This is a genomic window from Pseudomonas sp. B5(2017) (assembly GCF_002112825.1).
Lineage (GTDB): Bacteria > Pseudomonadota > Gammaproteobacteria > Pseudomonadales > Pseudomonadaceae > Aquipseudomonas > Aquipseudomonas putida_Z.
Genome location: NZ_NEIR01000003.1, coordinates 151,084 through 170,865 on the forward strand (window position 1 = coordinate 151,084; position 19,782 = coordinate 170,865).

The window sequence follows — 19,782 nt, forward strand, 5'->3', positions numbered from 1 at the left end:
TGCACCGTGTTGTACGCTTCGCGGGCACGCCCGCTCCCACAGGGAATGTGACACGCTCTTGGCCATTGCTCCCTGCACGACAGCGCAGCCCGAGCAACCCCGGCGGCTCAAGGTGTAGCGCCGGCAGGCCGGCCACAGCGCAGTTCCAGCACCTGAGCCAGGCGCTCTACCGCCTGTTGCAGCTCCCCCGGGTGATCACCCAGCCACGCCATCGCCAGACACTGTTGGTAGCGACCCTGCAGGCTGAACTGCTCGCCCGGTAAGGCATGCAGTGCTGAACCAGCCAGCGCTGCTGCAATACCCTCCCACGGCAGCGGCTGGCGAAAGCGCACCCACAGTGTCCGGCCACCCTCCGGCGTTTCCAACACCACCCGCTGGCCGAACTGCAGCTGCAACTCACGCGCCAGGCATTGCATGCGCTTTTGCAGGTCGGTGCGCAGCCGCACCAGTTGCGCCTCGATTTCGCCTTTGCCCAGCATGTGCGCCAGCGCTTGCAGGCGAAGCGGTGCAAGCCGAAATGCACGCTCAGCGAAAGCCCGGGCCAGCACGGCATCATGGCCCAGCAGGTAGGCATAGGGCGCCTCGCTCCCCACTGCGGCATCGAACGCCCCCATCACCAATAGCCAACGAGGATCGACCCAATCGCGCAGGCGCGTATTCGGCGGCCCGCTGTAACAGTGCTCGCTGTCCAGGTCGTTCTCCAGCAACCATACAGGGTGCTGGCCAAGCAGCTGGCCAAGCTGCTGCTGATAGTGCAGTGAAACCAGCCGCCCCTGCGGCATGCCAAGGCACGATGGCATGACCAGCATGCACACTGGCTCGCTGGCCAGCAGCCGGGCCAGGGCGCGCAGGTCCGGGTTGCCGCGGGTATCCAGTGGTACTTCCAGCACTCGCATGTCGGCACGGGCCAACGCACGCAGCACCTGCCAGCAACAGGGCGAGTGCACCACCACGGTCCCGCCTTGCAGGGCCAGCGCCGCCAGCAAAGTCTCCAGCAAAGCCTGCACATCTGGCGCCAGCTGCACGTCCTCGGCACGCCAGTACTGGTGGGAGGAACGGGTATAGCGTTCAGCGACGGCATTGCGCAGGCGGGCGCTGCCGGGCGCGTCCCACGGGGCGACACTGTGCGTGCGCTGACGTGCCAGGCGCCGCTCGTGGGTGAACAGGGTGCGCTCAAGCATCGGCTGTGCCGGCAAGGGTGCCTGCCGGGGCATGGCCGCAGCATCCCCCTTGGCAGCGCCCTGTACGTAATAGCCCGACCTGGGCAGGCACTGCACGCGGCCCTCTTCTTCCAGCAGGCTGTAGGCACTCTGCACGGTGGCCAATGACACCCGTAACCGCCGGGCCAACACGCGCAACGACGGCAATCGGCACGGGCCACTGCGTGGCGCCTGGTCGATCAGGGCTTCCAGGTAGCGATAGACCTTGCGATAGGCGAACTCGCCGGAGCCCGATTGCTCCATCAAGGCGGCCCCGCATGACCACGCCGCCGCCCCGCTGCCCGCCGTGGCAGCAACCTCAGCTGTACATCGCGACGGGCCAGGTGGCTCATGAGGCGCCAGGAGGCCAGCGGCAGGCCTCCGCCATAGATCAACCGGAGTTGCCCCAGCGGCAGGCCGCTGGTATTCACCAGCCAGTTTTTCACCGCTTCAGGGCAGGGTTTACCCTGCAAGGCCCGATGCAGGTATGGCAGCGCCACCAGCATGTCGGCATGCCAGCATTGCAGAAAACGCTCCAGGTTCTTCCCCTGCCGGGCAAACGGGCTGAACAGCAGGCACACCTGTTGGATCTGGTTGATGCCATATGCCTTGCCGAACTGCAGCTGATGCGTGTCGCGCCGCTTGTTGGCGCCCGGCTGGCCAGCCAGCCGCAATGCCGGGCGACTGCCCTGCGGCTCGAGACTGCGTGCGTGCAGCTCCCGCAGCTGCACCGGGGCCAACGGCTCGACGAACGCGGTCAATGGCCAGGCGTCCTGCCCCCCCTCGAAGCGACAACCGAGCATGAGGTCCAGCTGCTGCTCTTCGAGCAATGGCGGCAGCAGGTCGTCAATGGCAATCAACCGCACCGACGTACTCTGCGGCACGCTCGCCGAGGTCGGCCCCGCCAAGGCACCCGATGGCAACCCGATACTGCCGTGCAGGCGGCTCAGCCCCTGTGCCAGCGTCGCCAGGCACTGGTGCACCACATGCGGACCACGCTCCCCTGCCAGGCGCAGGCTGCGCCGTGCCCAGGCCAGGTACCGGCGGCGCTGGCGCGCAGGGATGGCGGTGATAAATACATCCGCAGGTGAATGGGCCTGCAGCGCAAAGCCGACGGCCGCCGCCAGTTCCAGGTGCAGGCGACACCCCAGCAGCGCTTCGGGCCTGGCGTCGACCAGGTGACCGAACATCAGCATGGCTTCCCTCGCCAACAGCCAGTTGTCGGGCGCGGCAGGCGCATGCCGGCTGAACGGCACCACTTCACGCCCCTTGACCATTTGCAGTTGCACCCGCGGGTCATCCTGCAAGAACAGCGCATTGAAGCTGCGCTCATGGCATTCGAGCGTGGCACTGTCAGCCACGGGCAGGCTCACCACCAGCACCCGCAGCTGGAAGGTTACCGGCGCACGCAGGGCGATACTCAGTTGTGCGGCACGCAGCATGGCCAGCAGCCGGGCGCTGCGGCGATCGTTGCCTTGCAGCACCAGCAAGCGGCAGGTACCGATGTAGTCGGGCCCGCCTGCAGCAACCAGCAGCCGTTGTATCAGCAATTGCAAGGAAGCACGCTGCGCTTGTGACATATGACTGAGCAAGCGCTCGAGTACTTGCTGGTAGATATAGTGCATTGCCTGGTCGTGAATAGCAGTCACGAGATCACCTCATCAACTTCATGCAGCCAGCGCACGTTGATCAGAGGACCTGAACATCAACATGCCCCGAACTTTTCCAGAAGAAATTTCCTACAACTAATTGGAAGTAATGACGTAACCATCACTGTCGCCATGACATCGAGAAAAACGCATCGTCGCGACGCCCCGCCGCTGCCATACACCGCCCTGGCCTGGGCATAGCCATGCTCATTCCACGCTCCTTGCGCAAACTATCATTGAGCCATTATCGAGGGATGCAAAGCGAATAGAAGATACAGATCAGGGTAAAAAAACCATTCAGCGGAAGTGAGAAAACACATTGACTGCCAGACGGGAACAGTACAAGACAAAAAACTTGGCGGGATATTTCGGCAAGCCACGGAGCAATCAGTTCAAATATAGTCCGCGTCGTATTTAATTGTAGGAAACTTCTTTTTTTAACGTAAAACCAGTCTCTATTAGGCACAAAAAACCCGGGACTCTGCCCGGGTTTCCTGATAGATGCAGACCGCTGTCAGTGTTGCGCCATGTCCAGCACCACACGCCCGCCGCACGGGCATTGGTCCATGTAGCGATGCGCCTCGACCACCTGCTCGAACGGGTACACCTTGATGATCTGCGGTGTCAGCAACTGGTCGGCAGTGAACTGGTTGATATCACGCAGGGCGCGCTGCAGCGCCACCTGATCCTGGCTGATGCCCAGCTCCGGCTTGCCGGTGAAGTTGCCGATGCAGTGCACATGGAACTGGATGTTCTTCTGGAACGCCGCGCAGGCCGGGAACGGCGTCTGGTTGCCGCCTTGCAGGCCATACAGCACCAGGCTGCCACGTGGAGCCAGGACATCGCCCAGCAGCGACATCTGCGGCCCGCCCATGCCATCCAGGACCATGTCCACGCCACGACCATCGGTGTACTTGCCAACCTGCAGCAACAGGTCCTGCTCTTCGGTGACAATCACCTTGTCGGCGCCCAGGCCCAGCAGGTACTCACGCTGTTCCGGCTCCTTGGTGGCGGCGAACACCTTCAGCCCCAGGGCCTTGCCCAGTTGCACGAAGGCAGGGCCCGCGCAGTGGCTGGCATCGGTGACCAGCGCGGTCTGCCCGGCCTTGGCCCGGGCCAGGTCGACGTAGGCGAAATAGGCGATCAGCAGCGGCGTGTAGTGCACGCTGGCCTCGATCGGGGTGAGCACATCCGGATAACGGGTAATGGCCGTACGCGGCAGCACGATGACATCGCCATACACCGGGTGGTCGTTGGCACTGGTGGCCGGGAAGCTGGCAACCCGGTCGCCCACCGCAATATCCTCGACCCCTTCGCCGACCGCGGTCACCACCCCGGCCATCTCGTGGCCGATCCCCGCCGGCAGGCGCGCCTGGGACGGTGCCAGGTTCTGGCGCCAGAGCACGTCATACCAGCTGACGCCAACCGCCTCGACGCGGATCTGTACCTCGTCGGCAGCAGGTGACGATTCGGCCTGCTCCTCGCAACGGAGCACATCGGCAGCGCCGAACTTGTGGAAACGGATCATGCGGGACATCGCATACCTCGCCTTTGTGAACCTCTAATTACCACGGACTTTATCCGGGCTTTGCCGGTTAGACCATCAGTGGTCATTAATAGTCGACATGCTTGTCATCGATTGGGCACCTGACTTTCCCTGCGATTGGTCCCCCTAAACCCGTGCAGGGTACCAGCCTTTGGCCTTAAGATTCACCTCTGCCCCACTTTAGGCGAAGCGCACCGATGAATCGAAACGACCTGCGTCGCGTAGACCTCAACTTGCTGATCGTGTTCGAAACGCTGATGCACGAGCGCAGCGTCACCCGTGCCGCGGAAAAACTGTTCCTCGGCCAGCCCGCCATCAGCGCGGCCCTGTCGCGCCTGCGCAACCTGTTCGACGACCCGCTGTTCGTGCGCACCGGCCGCAGCATGGAGCCCTCGGCCCGGGCCCACGAAATCTTCGCCCTGCTGTCCCCGGCGCTGGACTCGATTTCCACCGCCGTCAGCCGCGCTGCCGAATTCGACCCGGCCACCAGCAATGCGGTGTTCCGCATCGGCCTGTCGGACGACGCCGAATTCGCCCTGCTGCCGCAACTGCTCAAGCGCATCCGCGCCGAAGCGCCGGGTATCGTGCTGGTGGTGCGCCGGGTCAATTACCTGCTGATGCCGACGCTGCTGGCCTCGGGCGAGATCTCGGTGGGGGTCAGCTACACCAGCGAACTGCCAGCCAACGCCAAGCGCAAGGTGCTGCGCCGCAGCATGCCGAAACTGCTGCGCGCCGACAGCGTGCCCGGCGCCATCACCCTGGACGACTTCTGCGCGCGGCCGCATGCGCTGGTGTCGTTTGCCGGGGACCTGTCGGGCTTCATCGACGAGGCGCTGGAAGAGATTGGCCGCAAGCGCCACGTGGTGCTGGCGGTGCCGCAGTTCAACGGGCTGGGGAGCTTGCTCGCGGGCACCGATATTGTCGCTACGGTGCCGGACTACACGGCGGATGCGTTGACCGCGGCGGGTGGGTTGCGGGCCGAGGATCTGCCGCTGGATGTGCGCAGTTTCGAGCTGCACATGGCCTGGCGCGGGGCGCAGGATAATGACCCGGCGGAGCGGTGGTTGCGGTCGCGGATACAGATGTTCTTCGGGGATCCCGATAGCCTCTGATCAAGTTCCACTGAATACCACAAAACCTTTAAATACATATAGTTAGCCGTATTTTTATCCATTACCGTCCGTCCGAATCCACTCAATTCCAGCTTGACTGGGGGTATCTTTGGGGAACATCAACCCAAAATAAAAAAAGATACCCCCACACCATGTCCGCCGAAAAACCGCCAGCTTTCCGCCAAAAGCTCAGTGATGCATTCATACGTTCGCTGACCACATCGGGCAAGTACGCCGATGGCGACGTACCGGGTCTGTATCTACAGGTGCGAGCGTCACTCAAACCTGGCAAGTCAGCCTCGCGACATTGGCGACTGAAATACCGTCTTCGCGGCAAGGAAAACGTGTTCGTGATCGGCAGGTATCCGGATGTGGGCTTGAAAGAAGCCCGTGAGCTCGCCCGAGCAGCGCGCAATAGCGTGGCCAATCACATCGACCCACTCAAAGCAAAGAAGGCCAAGATCGAGGCGCAATGGCTCAACGAGGAACGCACATTCGCTTACGTGGCTGAAGAGTGGATGAATTTCAAATCTCCGGATTTAGTCAGTAAGTCCATTGCAGGGTTTCGCGGTGCTCTGCGCAATCACATCTTGCCGGCTATTGGCGAAAAACCTGTCACAGAAATCAGACTTGAACACATCACCTCGATCATCAGTACGCTGCGCCGTGCCCGCACGATGGCCATGGCCAAGCGCGTGCGCACGATCATTCGTGCCGTGCTCGGCTTCGCGGAAGGTCGAGGCTGGGTCGAACGCAACGTGGCGCTGAGCAACACCGAGGAGCTCAAAATCCGCCACGTGGTCACCAGCAATCCCGCGATCGAACGACCAGCCGACTTGGGTCAGTTTCTGTTGCGTCTGGATGAACTCGAAGCGAGCAGCGTGACCACCGCAATGCGCCTGCTGGTGATGCTGCCAGTACGCCCGGGCGAGCTGGTGAAAATGCGCTGGGAGGATGTTGATCTGATCAGTGCCGATTGGCGTTACGTGGTCAGTAAAACTCGGCACCTGGACAAGAGCAAACACATCGTACCGCTGCCAGAGCAGGCACTCGTGCTGCTACGTGAACTGTACAAACGCCGGGTGGTGGATGAGGCAGGCAACGGCTGGGTGTTCGTCTCGCCGATTTATCCTGGCCGCCCCATCGACGCTACCTCTTTGGCCAAGTCCTACCAGCGAATCTGGCCGGAATACGCTATTACTGCCCACGGCTTTCGCGCCACCTACCGCACCATCGCCCACGAGCATTTAGGTATCGATCCGATTGTATTGGAATTGTCGTTATCGCACCGCATGCCAGGCGCACTGGGCGCCGTATATGCGAGGGCTCAACTACTGCCACAGCGTCGAGAGGCAGCGCAACAATGGGCAAACTTTCTGGACCAACTTCGCAAAAACGCCAGCAACGTAAAAGCCTGCGAGATGTAATCTTAATTCCAACTAGAAGCAGCCTATGCATTCATGGTTAGCATCGGCTATTTCAGGGGGAAATCGCTCCCCAGTAGTGCTCTCATTCGCAAAGCCAGCATCACATCTAATAGCCGCCCCAATAAATAATGACTTCGAGACCTCATAACATCAACCATCAAAAACAATACAGCAAAACGCAATTGCAAAACCTGGAAGAACACCTACCGAATGAGCGACATCAAGTTACACTTAAGAATTACAACCATTGGATTCAACTCTAACGCCAACCCTCAACAACACAATCAAATTGCTTAATCGTGTCTATGGCGACGATTTAGTGACCGCTCTGGCTTTTGATGCCCCCCTGAAACGCTGTATGGATGACCGCCCCTTCAGATTCAAGAAAGCATCAGTTAAAACCTCTTAGCAAGAGGTAATCTTAACTCATTGTTTAGCTTACTCTTTCATCGAAAAAAATGTAACTTTCTACCCCTTGCACCCCATGCGCATTTCACGTGGTTTTTCATGGATGTCAATGGCCATTCATGGCAAGCCAAACCCCAGTAAACTCGGGCACTACACCCCCGATTGGCTGCCACCTCGATCCACCAGCATCCACCGACAGCCGAGTCACTCGGTGGGGTAAAAGTGGGGTAAAATTCTATCTAACCGGTTCGAGCTGGGGGCGATAAATGGCCAAGCTGACTGCCAAAAGATTGGAAGCTTTCACGGCTGACGATCACGGTACCGTTCTCCGAGAGGACGGTGGACTGGTCGCAAAAATCCGCGCTGGCGTGCGTGGCGTAACCATCCTTTTTCGCTTCGAGTTCAAGCACGAAGGCGTGAAACGCGATTTGAGCTTAGGCAGCTGGCCAAAAAAATCGCTAGCTCAGATCCGCGCCGAACGCGACGAAGTAAAGGCTATTACCACCAAAGGCATTCTTCCAGCATCTGCTCGCAAGGCTGCCAACATAGAAGCTCAGGCAGCCGTAGCCGCCACCATTGCTCAAGCGGAGCAGAGCATTGCCGAAAATAAGACTGTTTCAGAACTCTTCGAGGATTGGATACGCGACGGTGTGTCTCGCGAGGATGCGAATGCAGAGCTTCGTCGGAGCTTTACTAAAGATGTACTCCCCGTAATCGGAAAGAAGCCACTACGTACTCTTACCGAGAAAGACTTGCTCACGGTCCTGCGCTCGGTGAAAGCCCGCGGCCTGAACCGCACCGTCGTGATTCGCAACAATGATATAGGCCAGATGCTGCGCTGGGCCGAGAAACGCAAGCCATGGCGGTCTTTAATGGTCGACGGCAACCCTGCGGACCTGATAGATGTGAAACAACTACTTGATCACGACTATCAGGAGGAGCGCAACCGCTTGCTCTCTCCGGACGAAATTCGCGAGCTGCGTGATATTTTCGCCCGTTTGGAGCTCGACTACGAAGCTCTGGATGCAGGCCAGAAATACTCTGGCGTCCGCCCGGCCAACAAACGTGTGCAATGTGCCGTCTGGATATGCCTAGGCACGCTCTGCCGCATCGGTGAGCTCCTGAAATCCGAATGGAAGCACCTGGATCTCGAAAAGGGGACCTGGTTCATCCCTGCCAAGACCACCAAGGGCCATAAGGGAAAACGCCAAGATCACCACGTGTTCCTATCAGCTTTCTCGTTGCAACATTTCAGCATCTTGAAGCAAATTACGGGACATACGCCCTTCTGTTTTCCTAGCAAGGACGAAACCAGCCACGTCGATACCAAATCAATTAGCAAGCTTATTGGCGACCGACAGTGCAGCCTAAAAAAACGCAGCAAGCCCCTGTCAGGGCGCCATCACGACGACTCCCTGGTGCTCAGCCAAGGAAATAACGGTGAATGGACTCCGCATGATTTGCGTCGGACGGGAGCGACCATGATGCAGGAGCTCGGCGTTACACTGGAAATCATTGATCGCTGCCAAAATCACTTGCTAGGAGGCTCAAAGGTACGCCGGCATTATCTGCACTATGACTATGCAAAGGAAAAAATTGAGGCATGGAACATACTAGGAGAGCGTCTTGAAAATATCCTTCGAGCCTCAGGCTCTGAATTCTAATCAGAAACTAACCGAAGCAGGAAACGGAACTCGCTTCGGGCCTGCGAGCCACTTAAAGAAAAGGTTATTCACTCACTCCCAAAATGGGAATAATCTAAATTCCGGGCGCATTCGGTGAGGTAAGCAAGGTTGCTCTCAGAGCAGATTGGTACGCGGTGCTGAACCATCCAAAGTAGAGTTTCCGTCTCGCCTCAAGTTAGCACCAATCCTTTCAAGCTCGGAGATTTATGCTGATTATTCATGAAACTTTGCTCTGCCCAGCATGCCGCACCGGTGCCAGCTATCCGGTTAGATGAATTTCCCTCTCGCGCTTGTTATAACGCCCCACTTGAATAGCATTGATATAGGTACCCTTTTACACTTTTCGCAGCCGTGGCCAAGAAACCTGCGGCAGGTTAGTTTCGATTATATTAAACTTGATCTGCGGGTAGAGCTGCGCAAATCCATCTACGTCTTGGGGCAACAACTGGGACAACGCGAAAGTGATCGCTTAGCTGGGCGGCGCCTTGATATAGTCGATGAACGCCTTGAGGGGCGCGGGTACAAGGCGCCGTCCGGGATAATAGAGAAAAGGCCCGCTGAATTCTTGCGACCATGTCGACAGTACGGGTTCGAGCGAACCGTTGACAAGGTGAGGCTTGAGCCACTCCTCAAAAAGATGGACGATTCCAACTCCGGCTATTGCAGCGTCGATGCCGAGATCGACTCCGCCGCCAATGGCCACCAGCAACGGGCCGTCAGGATTGATCTTGAAATGCTTACCGTTGCGCTCGAACTCCCATGACGGAATTGCTCCGCTACGGAATCTACCACGGATGCATGCGTGGCCAAGCAAGTCCCGGGGGTGTTTCGGCCGACCATAACGATCCAGATAAGCAGGCGCCGCGGCAGTTGCCATTCGCTGAATGCGTGGGCCAATTGGCACCGCTATCATGTCCTGCTCTAGTCGTTCTTCGTAGCGTATACCGGCGTCGCAACCCGTTGCGAGTACGTCCACGAAGCTCTCTTCAGTGACCACCTCTACGCGAATATCCGGATACTTGGCGAGAAAGCCCGAAAGGATGGATGGCAATACCAGCCGTGCCGCACTGACCGGCACGTTTAGCCGCAATGTTCCCATCGGATGATCGCGAAATCCGTTGACTACATCGACTGCGGCTTCCACCTCAACTAACGCGGGAGCAAGGCGTTCGAGTAATCGCTGACCGGCTTCAGTCAGAACCACGCTGCGCGTAGTGCGATTCAAAAGCCTAACACCCAAGCGTACTTCAAGTCGACGTACCGCCTCGCTCAATCCGGAGGCGCTTCTGTCACTTATTCGTGCTGCTTCGCGAAACCCTTTTGCACGGGCTACCGCGAGGAAAGAGCTCAGCTCGCCAAGGTCAATCTGCATTGTTCGCGATTCCGTACAGCCTGTACCGAATTTGCCCGATTGTCGCACGAGAGGTCAACGCTTATTTTCCACTCACCTAATAGGAGACTGGCTATGCCCACCAAGAATGACTCTTCAACCTTCCACTTGGGCGATCGAATCGTGAAACGCGTCGGCTACGGCGCCATGCAGCTTGCCGGCCCTGGGGCATTCGGCCCGCCCACAAATCCTGTTGGAGCCGTAGAAGTGCTACGCGAGGCAATTGAGCACGGTGTCAATCACATCGATACCAGCGACTTCTACGGACCGCATGTGACCAACCAGCTAATTCGCAAGGCGTTGCACCCTTATCGCGATGACCTCTTGATTGCCACCAAGATCGGTGCGCGTCGCGGAGCAGACGGATCGTGGCTGACGGCGATGTCATCAAAAGAGTTAGTGGATGCCGTTCACGACAACCTGCGCAATCTAGGCCTTGAGGTGCTCGACGTCGTCAACCTGCGCATCATGCTCGATCCGCATGGCCCGGCTGAAGGCTCTATAGAAGAACCACTCACGGTGTTGGCCGAGCTCCAGCAGCGCGGATTGGTGCGAAACATCGGGCTTAGCAACGTCACTACGTCCCAGTTTTTAGAAGGAAAGCGCATCTGTAAAATCGTCGAAGTGCAAAATCACTACAACCTGGCACATCGGGTTGACGACGAACTGCTCGACGAACTGGCACAGCACGGCATTGCGTACGTTCCCTTCTTCCCTCTCGGCGGGTTCTCACCGCTGCAGTCCTCCACTCTAACCAATCTAGCTATGCAGCTCGGTGCGACTCCGATGCAAGTAGCTCTCGCTTGGCTGCTACACCGGTCGCCGAATATCTTGTTGATTCCTGGAACGTCATCCCTAAAGCACCTGCACGAGAACCTCGCAGCAGCGAATCTGGTTCTGCCGGATAAAGCACTGAATGCACTAAATAGCATCAATGCGTAGTAGTCTTAACCCATAGAGCTGACTCACTCAAGGGGCCTCCTACGCGGATGCCCCCTTTAATGACCCATAGCCGTGGATTCGATACTTAAAGGTTTAATTTGGCCTGAGTTCAAGAAAGTGTCAGTGCGGCAATAGATCTTCGTTGCGCGAGCTCTAGGCCCGTCTCTCTGAACACTCAATTCCGTGTCCGCTTAGTCCGTCCAGACGATTACCATCCAATTCCTGACCTTTAAACTCAGACAACTGCGCATATTCATCACGCGAGTCTGACCATAAGGTATCAATCGATGGCCTACGAAACATTGTTACTTGAGATTCACGGAAACGTCGCTCTCATTACTCTCAACCGCCCGCAAGCGTTGAACGCCTTGTCTCCGCAACTTACACAGGAGCTCAGCAGTCTGCTCGACTCGCTTGAAAAAGACGACAACGTGGCCGCGGCGGTGTTGACCGGCAATGAGCGGGCTTTTGCGGCAGGCGCCGACATCAAAGCGATGCAGCAGATGACGTACATGGAAGCCTATCGTTCGGACTTCATCACCAACAGCTGGGACCGCCTGGCAAGCTTCCGCAAACCGATCATCGCGGCAGTGTCGGGTTACGCGCTGGGCGGCGGTTGCGAGTTCGCGATGATGTGCGACTTCATCATAGCGGCCGATACCGCTAGGTTCGGCCAGCCGGAGATCACCATCGGCACGATACCGGGCAGCGGTGGTACCCAGCGTCTGGCGCGCTTTATCGGTAAGTCCAAAGCCATGGATATGGTCCTGACGGGACGCATGATGGATGCCCAAGAGGCAGAACGATGCGGACTGGTCAGTCGCCTGGTGCCAGCGGCAGACCTGTTATCTGAAGCGATCAAGATCGCTGCACAGATAAGCCAGCAATCTGCGCCCATCAACATGATGGCGAAGGAGTCGGTCAATCGCGCATTCGAGGGTTCACTCGCCGAGGGCTTGCGCTTCGAGCGGCGGCTGTTCCATTCCACCTTTGCCACCGAAGACCAGAAAGAAGGCATGCAGGCATTCGTACAGAAGCGGCCACCTGTATTCAAAGGCTGCTGAGCAAGCGCCCTTCTTGGTAGATCGATATCTGTTGCGAGGAATGTCCATTGAATAATCTTACGGTAGCGGTGATTGGTGCTGGCACCATGGGCAGCGGCATTGCCCAGGTATGTGCGCTGGCGAACATGCAGGTGATGCTGCTAGATGTGACTGAGAGCGCTCTGCAGCGTGCCCAGGACGGCATTGCTTTTAACCTGCAAAGGCAAATCAGCAAAGGCACGCTGCAGCCGGAAAGCATGCATGAGATACGCGCTCGGATAAGCGCCACTACTGATTACAAAGCATTGGTTCACGCTGATCTGGTAATTGAAGCCGCCACTGAACAATTGGCCTTGAAGCAGCAGATTCTCGCCCGAATCGACCAGCACGTGCGCCGCGAGTGCATCATCGCTAGTAATACCTCCTCGCTGTCGATCACCCAGCTGGCAGCTTCGGTTAGTTGCCCCGAGCGCTTCATCGGCATGCACTTTTTCAACCCGGTGCCGGTGATGGCGTTGGTGGAGCTCATTTGTGGACTGCAGACGCGTGCCACGACACATGCAGCTGCGCTGTCTTTTGTCGAGGCCCTGGGCAAATCCGCAATTACCGCAAAAAACAGCCCGGGCTTCGCCGTCAATCGCATCCTCGTGCCGATGATCAATGAAGCGATCTTCGTGCTCCAAGAAGGGATTGCCAGTGCCGAGGATATCGATTCTGGCATGAAGCTTGGCTGCAATCAGCCAATTGGTCCGCTGGCGCTCGCCGATCTTATAGGTCTGGACACGCTGTTGTCTGTAATCGAGTCCTTCCACACCAGCCTCGGCGACCCGAAATACCGACCAGCCCATCTGCTTAAAGAGATGGTGTCGGCAGGTCGCCTCGGCCGGAAAGTGGGTCACGGGTTCTACCTTTATGCGTGAAGGTCGCGCTAATGCCCGTGCCGCTGCCGTTCCCTGCGAAACTTCACGGGCCATGCTGGTCCGTGAGAAGGCGGTGGAGTTGTTTGCCGCCGAAGGCTTTGGCCAAGTCAGCATGCGCGATCTGGCCAGCCATGCCGGGATTCAGGCTGGGTCGATCTATCACCATTTCGAAAGCAAGGAGAGCCTCCTCTTCGAAATCGGCGAGACGGTCTACGACATGCTGTGGCTCAACGCACAGACGCTATTACGCCGCCAACGCAAGGATGATGAAATGCTGCTGGCGCTGGTGCGCGCGCATCTCAGCCTGTATCGAGAAAAATCGTCGTATTTCTGCGTCACCGAGCATGATGCTCGGCATCTTGGCGCACAGCACGGTCAAGTGCTCGACCAGCTACGGGCTCGCTACGAGCACTGCTACATCCAATTGCTGAGCCCCGGAGCACCGTGTGTTGCCGCACTTGCGGTGGCAGTGCACAGCATGGTCAGCATCCTGAACACACTCCCCGCGTTGCTGGACGGCAGCTCCCTGTCTGTTGCAACGGTGGACGATCTTATACTGACCACCGCCCAGAGCCCGGTTCGCTGGGCCCTTAAGCGGATCGTCAGCGTTCAATAGGCAATCACCACCGACTTGCTGCTGGTGTAGCTTTCGATAGCTACCCGGCCATTTTCCCTGCCGAGCCCCGATTGTTTGAAGCCGCCGAACGGTATGTTCGGGTCGGAAGGCAGGTGGGTATTGATCCACACGGTCCCCGCCTCGACCTGGTCCGCAACCCGCAGTGCCAGACTTATATCGCGAGTCCAGACGCTGGCCGCTAGCCCATAGGGGGAGTCGTTGGCCTGACGCAGGACATCATCAATCTCGCTAAATGGCTGGATCACCAAAACAGGCCCGAACACCTCCTCTTGTACCAAAGTAAGCGGCGTGCCGCGTGTATGGGCGAATACTGTCGGCTGCATGAAGTAGCCCGCACCTTGCACTGGGTAGCCACCGGCAAGCAGCTCTGCGCCCTCGCGCTCGCCAGTCTGGACCAGACCCGCGACCCGCTCCCGTTGCCTTGCGCTGATCAGCGGGCCGATCTGGCTTTGTGCATCGAACCCGCTGCCTATGCGCAGCGCTCTGGCCGCCTGAGCCACACCAGCAGCGACCTGATCGTAGATATTCTTGTGCACATACAACCGTGAGCCAGCGGTGCAGACCTGCCCTTGGTCGTAGAAAATGGCGCTTGCGGCGCCGGCGATTGCCGCCTCAGGGTCAGCATCGGCCAGCACGATCACCGGGCTCTTGCCACCTAGCTCAAGTGCCACGGGCTTGATATCAAAGCCGCATTGCTGGCCGATCTGCCGGCCAACCGCGGTGGAACCGGTAAACGTCACCTTGTTTACCCTGGGGTGGCGCACCAGCGCAGCGCCCGTGGTGCCATCCCCGGTGACGACGTTGAAAACGCCAGCTGGAAGCCCTGCTTCCAGCGCGATTTGCGCCAGCATCAGCGCCGTCAGTGGCGTTTCCTCCGAGGGTTTCAGGACCAAGGTGCAGCCTGCTGCGAGCGAGGGTGCAATCTTCCATATGGCCATCAGCAGCGGGTAATTCCACGGCACGATAGCCGCCACTACGCCCACTGGCTGACGCTTGACGATGGCCTGAAAGCGGGTGTTTGGCGCTGCGGCGGAGAGGGACAGCGACTGACCTTCTATCTTGGTGGTCCAGCCTGCCATGTAACGCACCCACTGCGCCGCAGCGGGCACGTCGAATCCACGCGAGTTGCCTAGCAACTTGCCATTGTTTAGCGTCTCCAGGCCAGCCAGCTCATCTGCATGGGTTTCGATCAGCGCCGCAAAACGCAACAGGATCAGCTCGCGCGCAGCTGGGGTCATCTCAGACCAAGCCGGGTTGCGCAGTGCCGCTTCAGCCGCGCGCACGGCAAGGTCAACATCCGTCTCGCCAGCATGCGCCACCTGAGTGATATCCAAACCGGTGGCGGGATCGCGCACGGTCATGCGGCGGCCATCGCTGGCCGACCGCCATTGGCCATTAATAAACAGCTCGCGCTGTAGCGCTGCGGCTGAATCTAGTGCATGGGTGTAGTTATCGTTGTGCATACTTGACTCCCAGGCCAAAGAAGTGCCTTCAAGAACATGAAACCTTCGTGTTAGCCGCGTTGTAGCCTTGTGTGGCCGGCGCTTTGCTGATGCGGGTGGCGGGCAAGAGCGCCAGCACCATCAAGCCGACGGCCAGCCAGAAACATTCATGAAAGGCTGCAAATGCGCCGGCAATAGGTGTATCGAGCCGCCATTGATAGAAGATCGCAAAGACGTTGATGCCAATCGCACCACCGAGCTGCAGGGCGAAATTCATGGTGGTGGAGGCGTAAGGCAACAGCTGAGGCGTGACCGACTGGATCGCCGCAACACTGGTAGACGGGATCAGCATGCCCATCGCGATCCGGCTCAAGGTGAACCATGCCGCAACTTGCCAAAAGCCAGCGCCCGGCAGTAAGAAGGTGAACCCCAGACTTGAGAGGGCGAACAGCGCGATGCCCGCCTGGGTGACCCGGCGCGCACCGACTCGATCACACAGCGCGCCTGCAACAAAGATCACCAGCACCACGACCACCCCACCAGGTACCTGGACCGCGCCCGAATCCGCGGGTGTATAGCCCGCCGCGCTCTGGAGGAAATATGGAATCAGGTAGCTGGTGCCATACAGGCAAAAGCCATACACCAAAGCTACCCCCAGAACCTGGCGGAAACGGGAGTCGCGCAACAACTCAAGTTCCAGTAAGGGCGCAGCGCAGCGCAATTGCCACACAATCAGACACAGCAGGCTCAACAGGCTCAGGCCCAGGCAGGCAAGGGTCTGCCAGTGGGTCCAGCCGCTGTTCAGCCCCAGGCCTGTAACGTTGAGCAGTGCAATGATGAAGATCGTTAACAGCAGCATGCCGAGCCAGTCAAACGGCTTTTGCACAGCAGCTTTAGGGGCATCCGGGATATATCGCACCGCCAGCAGCAATGCAGGAATGCTGAACAGCAACGGGAACAGAAATATCACCGGCCAGTCATACGGCGCCAACAGCACACCCGCTACCGCCGGTCCAATGGCGGGCGCCAAAACCGCACCAACGCCGAATACCCCCATCGCCAGGCCAACCGCGTGCGCGGGGAACACCTGCGCGATGGTGATCAGCGCGACTGCCGGCACCAGCCCCATGGCGACGCCCTGCAACACCCGCGCTGCAATGGCAACGCTGGCAAAGTCGCCGTAGGCACCGAGGAGTGAGGCGATGGTGAAGATCAGCAGTGCAGCGATGTAAACCGCACGCAAGCCAAAGCGCCCGGTCAGCCAACCGGTGGCAAGAATCGATGTAGTGGCGGTGATCTGAAAGCCGGTCGCCATCCACTGAATCATGTCCTGGTTGACGTCGAATGCCTTCATCATTGCCGGCAGCGCAACCATCACCATGGTTGCCGAAAAGCCTAACGCGATGGTGCCGAGTAACACTGTGGCACTGGCCATCCATCGGCGCGCACTCGCGCTCGCGAATTGATTACGGGTAATCATAATCCACCTCTGGGTCGAAGCCAGCGCGCCCCGTTCTAGGCGCGCCAAGTGCACTTATTCGTCGCTATAAACAGCCTTGTCGGCATGCCAGCGGGTCCAAAGGTGGCAGTTCGGCATCTGGTAGGCATTGACTTCGCGATCAATTACGATCTGTACGATCGCTGGTTTGCCGCTCGCCCAGGCGCGCTGCATGGCTGGGCCGATCTCTTCGGCACTCGCGCAGAACTCACCATGGCCGCCCATGGCGCGGGCCATGTCATCCAGACGCACAAATCCGTGATCGACCTCGAACGTGCGTTTACACACGTGCATGTAATAAGGGACTTCCAGCGACCAGCCTTGGTCATACCCGACCACGATTACCACCGGCAACTGGTAGCGCACGGCGGTTTCGAACTCCATCGGATAAAAGCCGAACGAGCCATCGCCCGTGATCAGGCACACCCGCTTGCCCGCATGGATGGGCGCCAGCGCTGCGCCCAGCGCGTATGGCAAGCCAGTGCCGAGGTTGCCCATCTTGCCGGCAAACATGAAGCCGCCGATAGGGTGCTGGAGGTAGTTGTGCATCCAGATGCTGAATGCGCCGCCGTCACGAATAAGCACGACGTCGTCAGGCAGGGTTTTCTGCACCTCCAGGACCGCACGTCCAGGGTGGATAGGTGAGGTATCGACTGCTGATGCCGGTTCAATGAACGCCGCGAACAGCGCCTTGCGAGTTGCCTGCGCCTTAGCCAGAGCTGTCGCGCGGTCACGAGTGTTGGCTCCGCGTAGGGCATTGATCAGCCGTGGCAGGATCAGCCGCATGTCGCCGGCTAGGCCCACGTCGATTGGTCGATTGCGCCCAATGTTGTGCGGGTCCAAGTCCAGTTGCATCCAGCGCTGGCTGCCGGGCTCGCCGAAGTAGTTGGGAAAGCCCTGCTGAGCTGGTGAGTAGGCATGCCCGCCGAAGCCTATTTTCTCACCAATCGGCGTGCCGATGGCGAAGATGACGTCCGCGTCACGACACAGGCTGGCACCGGGCTCGATGCCAAGATCGAACACGTTGGGATGAGTGTCGGACAGCACACCTCGGCCCGATGCGGTGAGAATCACCGGGGCTTGTAGCACCTCGGCCAACTCGCCGAACAGCGCCTGTGATTGCGAGTTGCGCACTCCCGCGCCGCCGAGCAACAAGGGTGCTCGCGCTTGCAGCAGCATCTGCGCAGCCGCCTCTATATGGGCATCGCTGACATCAGCAGTGAAGGTTGCCGAGCGATAACGCTCTGGGCTAACCAGCTCACCAAACTCACGCTCCTCAAGCAACATGTCGAAAGGCAGGCCAATGTAGACCGGGCCAGGCGTGCCGCTGCGCAGCTGGCGGAACGCCTCCTGAAACAGATCATCTGCCTCCAACGGGTCTTCCAGGATGGCCGCGAACTTGGTCATCGGACGCACTACTTCAAGGCTCGGCGGCGCCTGAAACCTGGACGTGCGTGACGAGTTGCGTGCCCGGGAAGTGCGCTCAGAGCCGAGATACAGCACCGGCAGGTGTTCTTCCCAAGAGTTGGCGATTGCTGAATATAGGTTGACCACGCCAGGCCCACAGTTGGCACCGACCACTGCTGGGTTGCCGGTGAACGCAGCATAGGCTTCTGCCATGAAGCCGCTGGCAGTTTCATGATGCGGTGCGATCAGCGGTACACCGCGATCATGCAAAGCGTGGTGCAGCTTGCCGAAGGTGACTTCGGGCAGTGAGAAAAACTTGTCGAAGCGTTCCTGCAGCAGCAGGTCAGCGATGCGTTCGCCCAGGGATTGCCTAGCCATGTAAAGTCTCCATTCTTGTTCTTGTTGGATACAAACAGGTCAGCCCTGCTGAGGGCTTGAGTTGGGTTGGAACATGACCTTGATTGCCTGCCCCGCCCCTTGCACTTCAAACGCTTCAGCGCCGTGATCGAGTGCAAAGGTATGGGAAATCAAGCGATCGCGGTCCACCTTGCCCTCAGCCATCAGCTGCAAGGCCTGCTCCAGCTCCTCGGCGGCGTAGCCGTTGGAGCCGAGCAAAGTGATCTGTTTGTTGATCATCGGCATCAGGTCGATATTGAAACCGCTTTCGTATGCGCCAAAGCAGACGATGCGCCCGTCGCCGGGCCGAACCAGGTGCAATGCCGACTGCAGCGGCGCAGGCCCTTTCATGTGTTTGAGGTAACCTGCACATTCGAACACCACGCTGATATCAGTGGGGTTTACTTCGGGGTAGGTAATCGGCAGTACACCGCAGATCAAACGGGCCTGAGCGAGCAGATCTACGTGGGCGGGGTTGATGGTATGGGTCGCGCCCATCTCCAACGCCATGGCCAGGCGTGTATCGGACACGTCCACCGCTACAATATGGCCAATGTCTGGAGCCAATGCCTTCAGCGCCTGGATCACACCCAGGCCGATGATGCCAACCCCGAACACAAGCACATTTTCACCCGGCTGGATCTGCGCCTTGCGGATCATCTGCAGTCCATCAGCCAGTGGCTCTGTGGTAGCAGCTGCGGCAAACGACACGTTGTCGGGCATATGGACTAGCTGAAACGGATTGACCGGCACCGGCACAAGTTCGGCCATGCCGCCCATTGCGACCCCAACTACGCGGTCACCGACCCGGTAGCCGTCGACACCCTCGCCAATTTTGACGACGGTGCCGCTAAACTCATGACCCGGGATCTGCAAACCATCGCCATCAACGCGCACCAGCATCTCGCGATGGGCGTTAGTCCGGAACATATGCAGATCGCTGCCGCAGATACCGCAGGCTTCGACCTTGATCAGCACTTCGCCTTTTGCCAGCGTCGGGACCTGAGCATTGCTGACTGTCGAAACATGCCCCGGATCATGAAACACCAATGCTTTCACGCACTCTCTCCTTGTCGATCTG

The 19,782-nt window shown here is 58.8% G+C and carries 15 protein-coding genes; 7 read left to right on the forward strand and 8 right to left on the reverse strand.

Going from position 1 to position 19,782, the window contains the following annotated elements; translation table 11 throughout:
* Window positions 1–107: 107 nt before the first annotated feature.
* The 3 genes from CAG00_RS05765 to CAG00_RS05775 all read right to left on the reverse strand — a co-directional run bounded on the left by CAG00_RS05765 (window position 108) and on the right by CAG00_RS05775 (window position 4,385).
* A complete protein-coding gene (locus CAG00_RS05765; protein ID WP_085663707.1) occupies window positions 108–1,463 on the reverse strand; it encodes an aminotransferase class I/II-fold pyridoxal phosphate-dependent enzyme in 1,356 nt (451 codons plus the stop codon).
* Window positions 1,463–2,848: a hypothetical protein gene (locus tag CAG00_RS05770; protein ID WP_085663708.1), complete on the reverse strand. Its 1,386-nt coding sequence runs from the start codon at window positions 2,846–2,848 to the stop codon at window positions 1,463–1,465. The genes CAG00_RS05765 and CAG00_RS05770 overlap by 1 nt, the downstream gene beginning before the upstream one ends.
* A gap of 514 nt (window positions 2,849–3,362) precedes the next feature.
* The gene (locus CAG00_RS05775; protein ID WP_025339441.1) at window positions 3,363–4,385 is read right to left on the reverse strand and encodes a zinc-dependent alcohol dehydrogenase family protein; all 1,023 of its coding nucleotides are present in this window, start codon (window positions 4,383–4,385) and stop codon (window positions 3,363–3,365) included.
* A 206-nt stretch (window positions 4,386–4,591) separates the two neighbouring features.
* Between CAG00_RS05775 and CAG00_RS05780 the strand changes: the two genes are divergently transcribed.
* The 3 genes from CAG00_RS05780 (at window position 4,592) to CAG00_RS05790 (ending at window position 9,005) form a co-directional block, all read left to right on the forward strand.
* The gene (locus CAG00_RS05780; protein WP_013972367.1) at window positions 4,592–5,506 is read left to right on the forward strand and encodes a LysR family transcriptional regulator; all 915 of its coding nucleotides are present in this window, start codon (window positions 4,592–4,594) and stop codon (window positions 5,504–5,506) included.
* 152 nt (window positions 5,507–5,658) lie between these two features.
* Window positions 5,659–6,933: an integrase arm-type DNA-binding domain-containing protein gene (locus CAG00_RS05785; protein WP_085663709.1), complete on the forward strand. Its 1,275-nt coding sequence runs from the start codon at window positions 5,659–5,661 to the stop codon at window positions 6,931–6,933.
* A gap of 674 nt (window positions 6,934–7,607) precedes the next feature.
* On the forward strand, window positions 7,608–9,005 hold the full coding sequence (locus tag CAG00_RS05790; RefSeq protein WP_085663710.1) for a site-specific integrase: 1,398 nt from the start codon (window positions 7,608–7,610) through the stop codon (window positions 9,003–9,005).
* Between the two features lie 490 nt (window positions 9,006–9,495).
* On the opposite strand, the gene CAG00_RS05795 is transcribed toward CAG00_RS05790, so the two are convergent.
* Window positions 9,496–10,398, reverse strand: a complete 903-nt coding sequence (locus CAG00_RS05795; RefSeq protein WP_085663711.1) for a LysR family transcriptional regulator — start codon at window positions 10,396–10,398, stop codon at window positions 9,496–9,498.
* Window positions 10,399–10,491: 93 nt separating this feature from the next.
* Between CAG00_RS05795 and CAG00_RS05800 the strand changes: the two genes are divergently transcribed.
* From CAG00_RS05800 to CAG00_RS05815, 4 genes are all read left to right on the forward strand, one after another.
* Complete coding sequence (locus CAG00_RS05800; protein ID WP_085663712.1) at window positions 10,492–11,358, forward strand: aldo/keto reductase family oxidoreductase; 867 nt, start codon at window positions 10,492–10,494, stop codon at window positions 11,356–11,358.
* A gap of 287 nt (window positions 11,359–11,645) precedes the next feature.
* A complete protein-coding gene (locus tag CAG00_RS05805) occupies window positions 11,646–12,422 on the forward strand; it encodes an enoyl-CoA hydratase (protein ID WP_085663713.1) in 777 nt (258 codons plus the stop codon).
* Between the two features lie 47 nt (window positions 12,423–12,469).
* On the forward strand, window positions 12,470–13,321 hold the full coding sequence (locus CAG00_RS05810) for a 3-hydroxybutyryl-CoA dehydrogenase (RefSeq protein WP_085663714.1): 852 nt from the start codon (window positions 12,470–12,472) through the stop codon (window positions 13,319–13,321).
* Window positions 13,314–13,937: a TetR/AcrR family transcriptional regulator gene (locus CAG00_RS05815; protein ID WP_085663715.1), complete on the forward strand. Its 624-nt coding sequence runs from the start codon at window positions 13,314–13,316 to the stop codon at window positions 13,935–13,937. The genes CAG00_RS05810 and CAG00_RS05815 overlap by 8 nt, the downstream gene beginning before the upstream one ends.
* On the opposite strand, the gene CAG00_RS05820 is transcribed toward CAG00_RS05815, so the two are convergent.
* Genes CAG00_RS05820 through CAG00_RS05835 form a run of 4 tightly spaced genes read right to left on the reverse strand, consistent with a single transcriptional unit; the run spans window position 13,931 to window position 19,760 of the window.
* Window positions 13,931–15,421 carry an aldehyde dehydrogenase gene (locus tag CAG00_RS05820; RefSeq protein ID WP_085663716.1) on the reverse strand — a complete coding sequence of 497 codons (1,491 nt, stop codon included), beginning with the start codon at window positions 15,419–15,421 and terminating at the stop codon, window positions 13,931–13,933. The genes CAG00_RS05815 and CAG00_RS05820 overlap by 7 nt on opposite strands.
* A 28-nt stretch (window positions 15,422–15,449) precedes the next feature.
* Complete coding sequence (locus CAG00_RS05825; protein ID WP_085691868.1) at window positions 15,450–16,880, reverse strand: MFS transporter; 1,431 nt, start codon at window positions 16,878–16,880, stop codon at window positions 15,450–15,452.
* A 54-nt stretch (window positions 16,881–16,934) separates the two neighbouring features.
* Window positions 16,935–18,683 (reverse strand): thiamine pyrophosphate-binding protein, encoded by a 1,749-nt coding sequence (locus tag CAG00_RS05830; RefSeq protein ID WP_085663718.1) that lies wholly within the window; start codon window positions 18,681–18,683, stop codon window positions 16,935–16,937.
* A 39-nt stretch (window positions 18,684–18,722) separates the two neighbouring features.
* Complete coding sequence (locus CAG00_RS05835; protein ID WP_085663719.1) at window positions 18,723–19,760, reverse strand: zinc-binding dehydrogenase; 1,038 nt, start codon at window positions 19,758–19,760, stop codon at window positions 18,723–18,725.
* Window positions 19,761–19,782 lie beyond the last annotated feature (22 nt).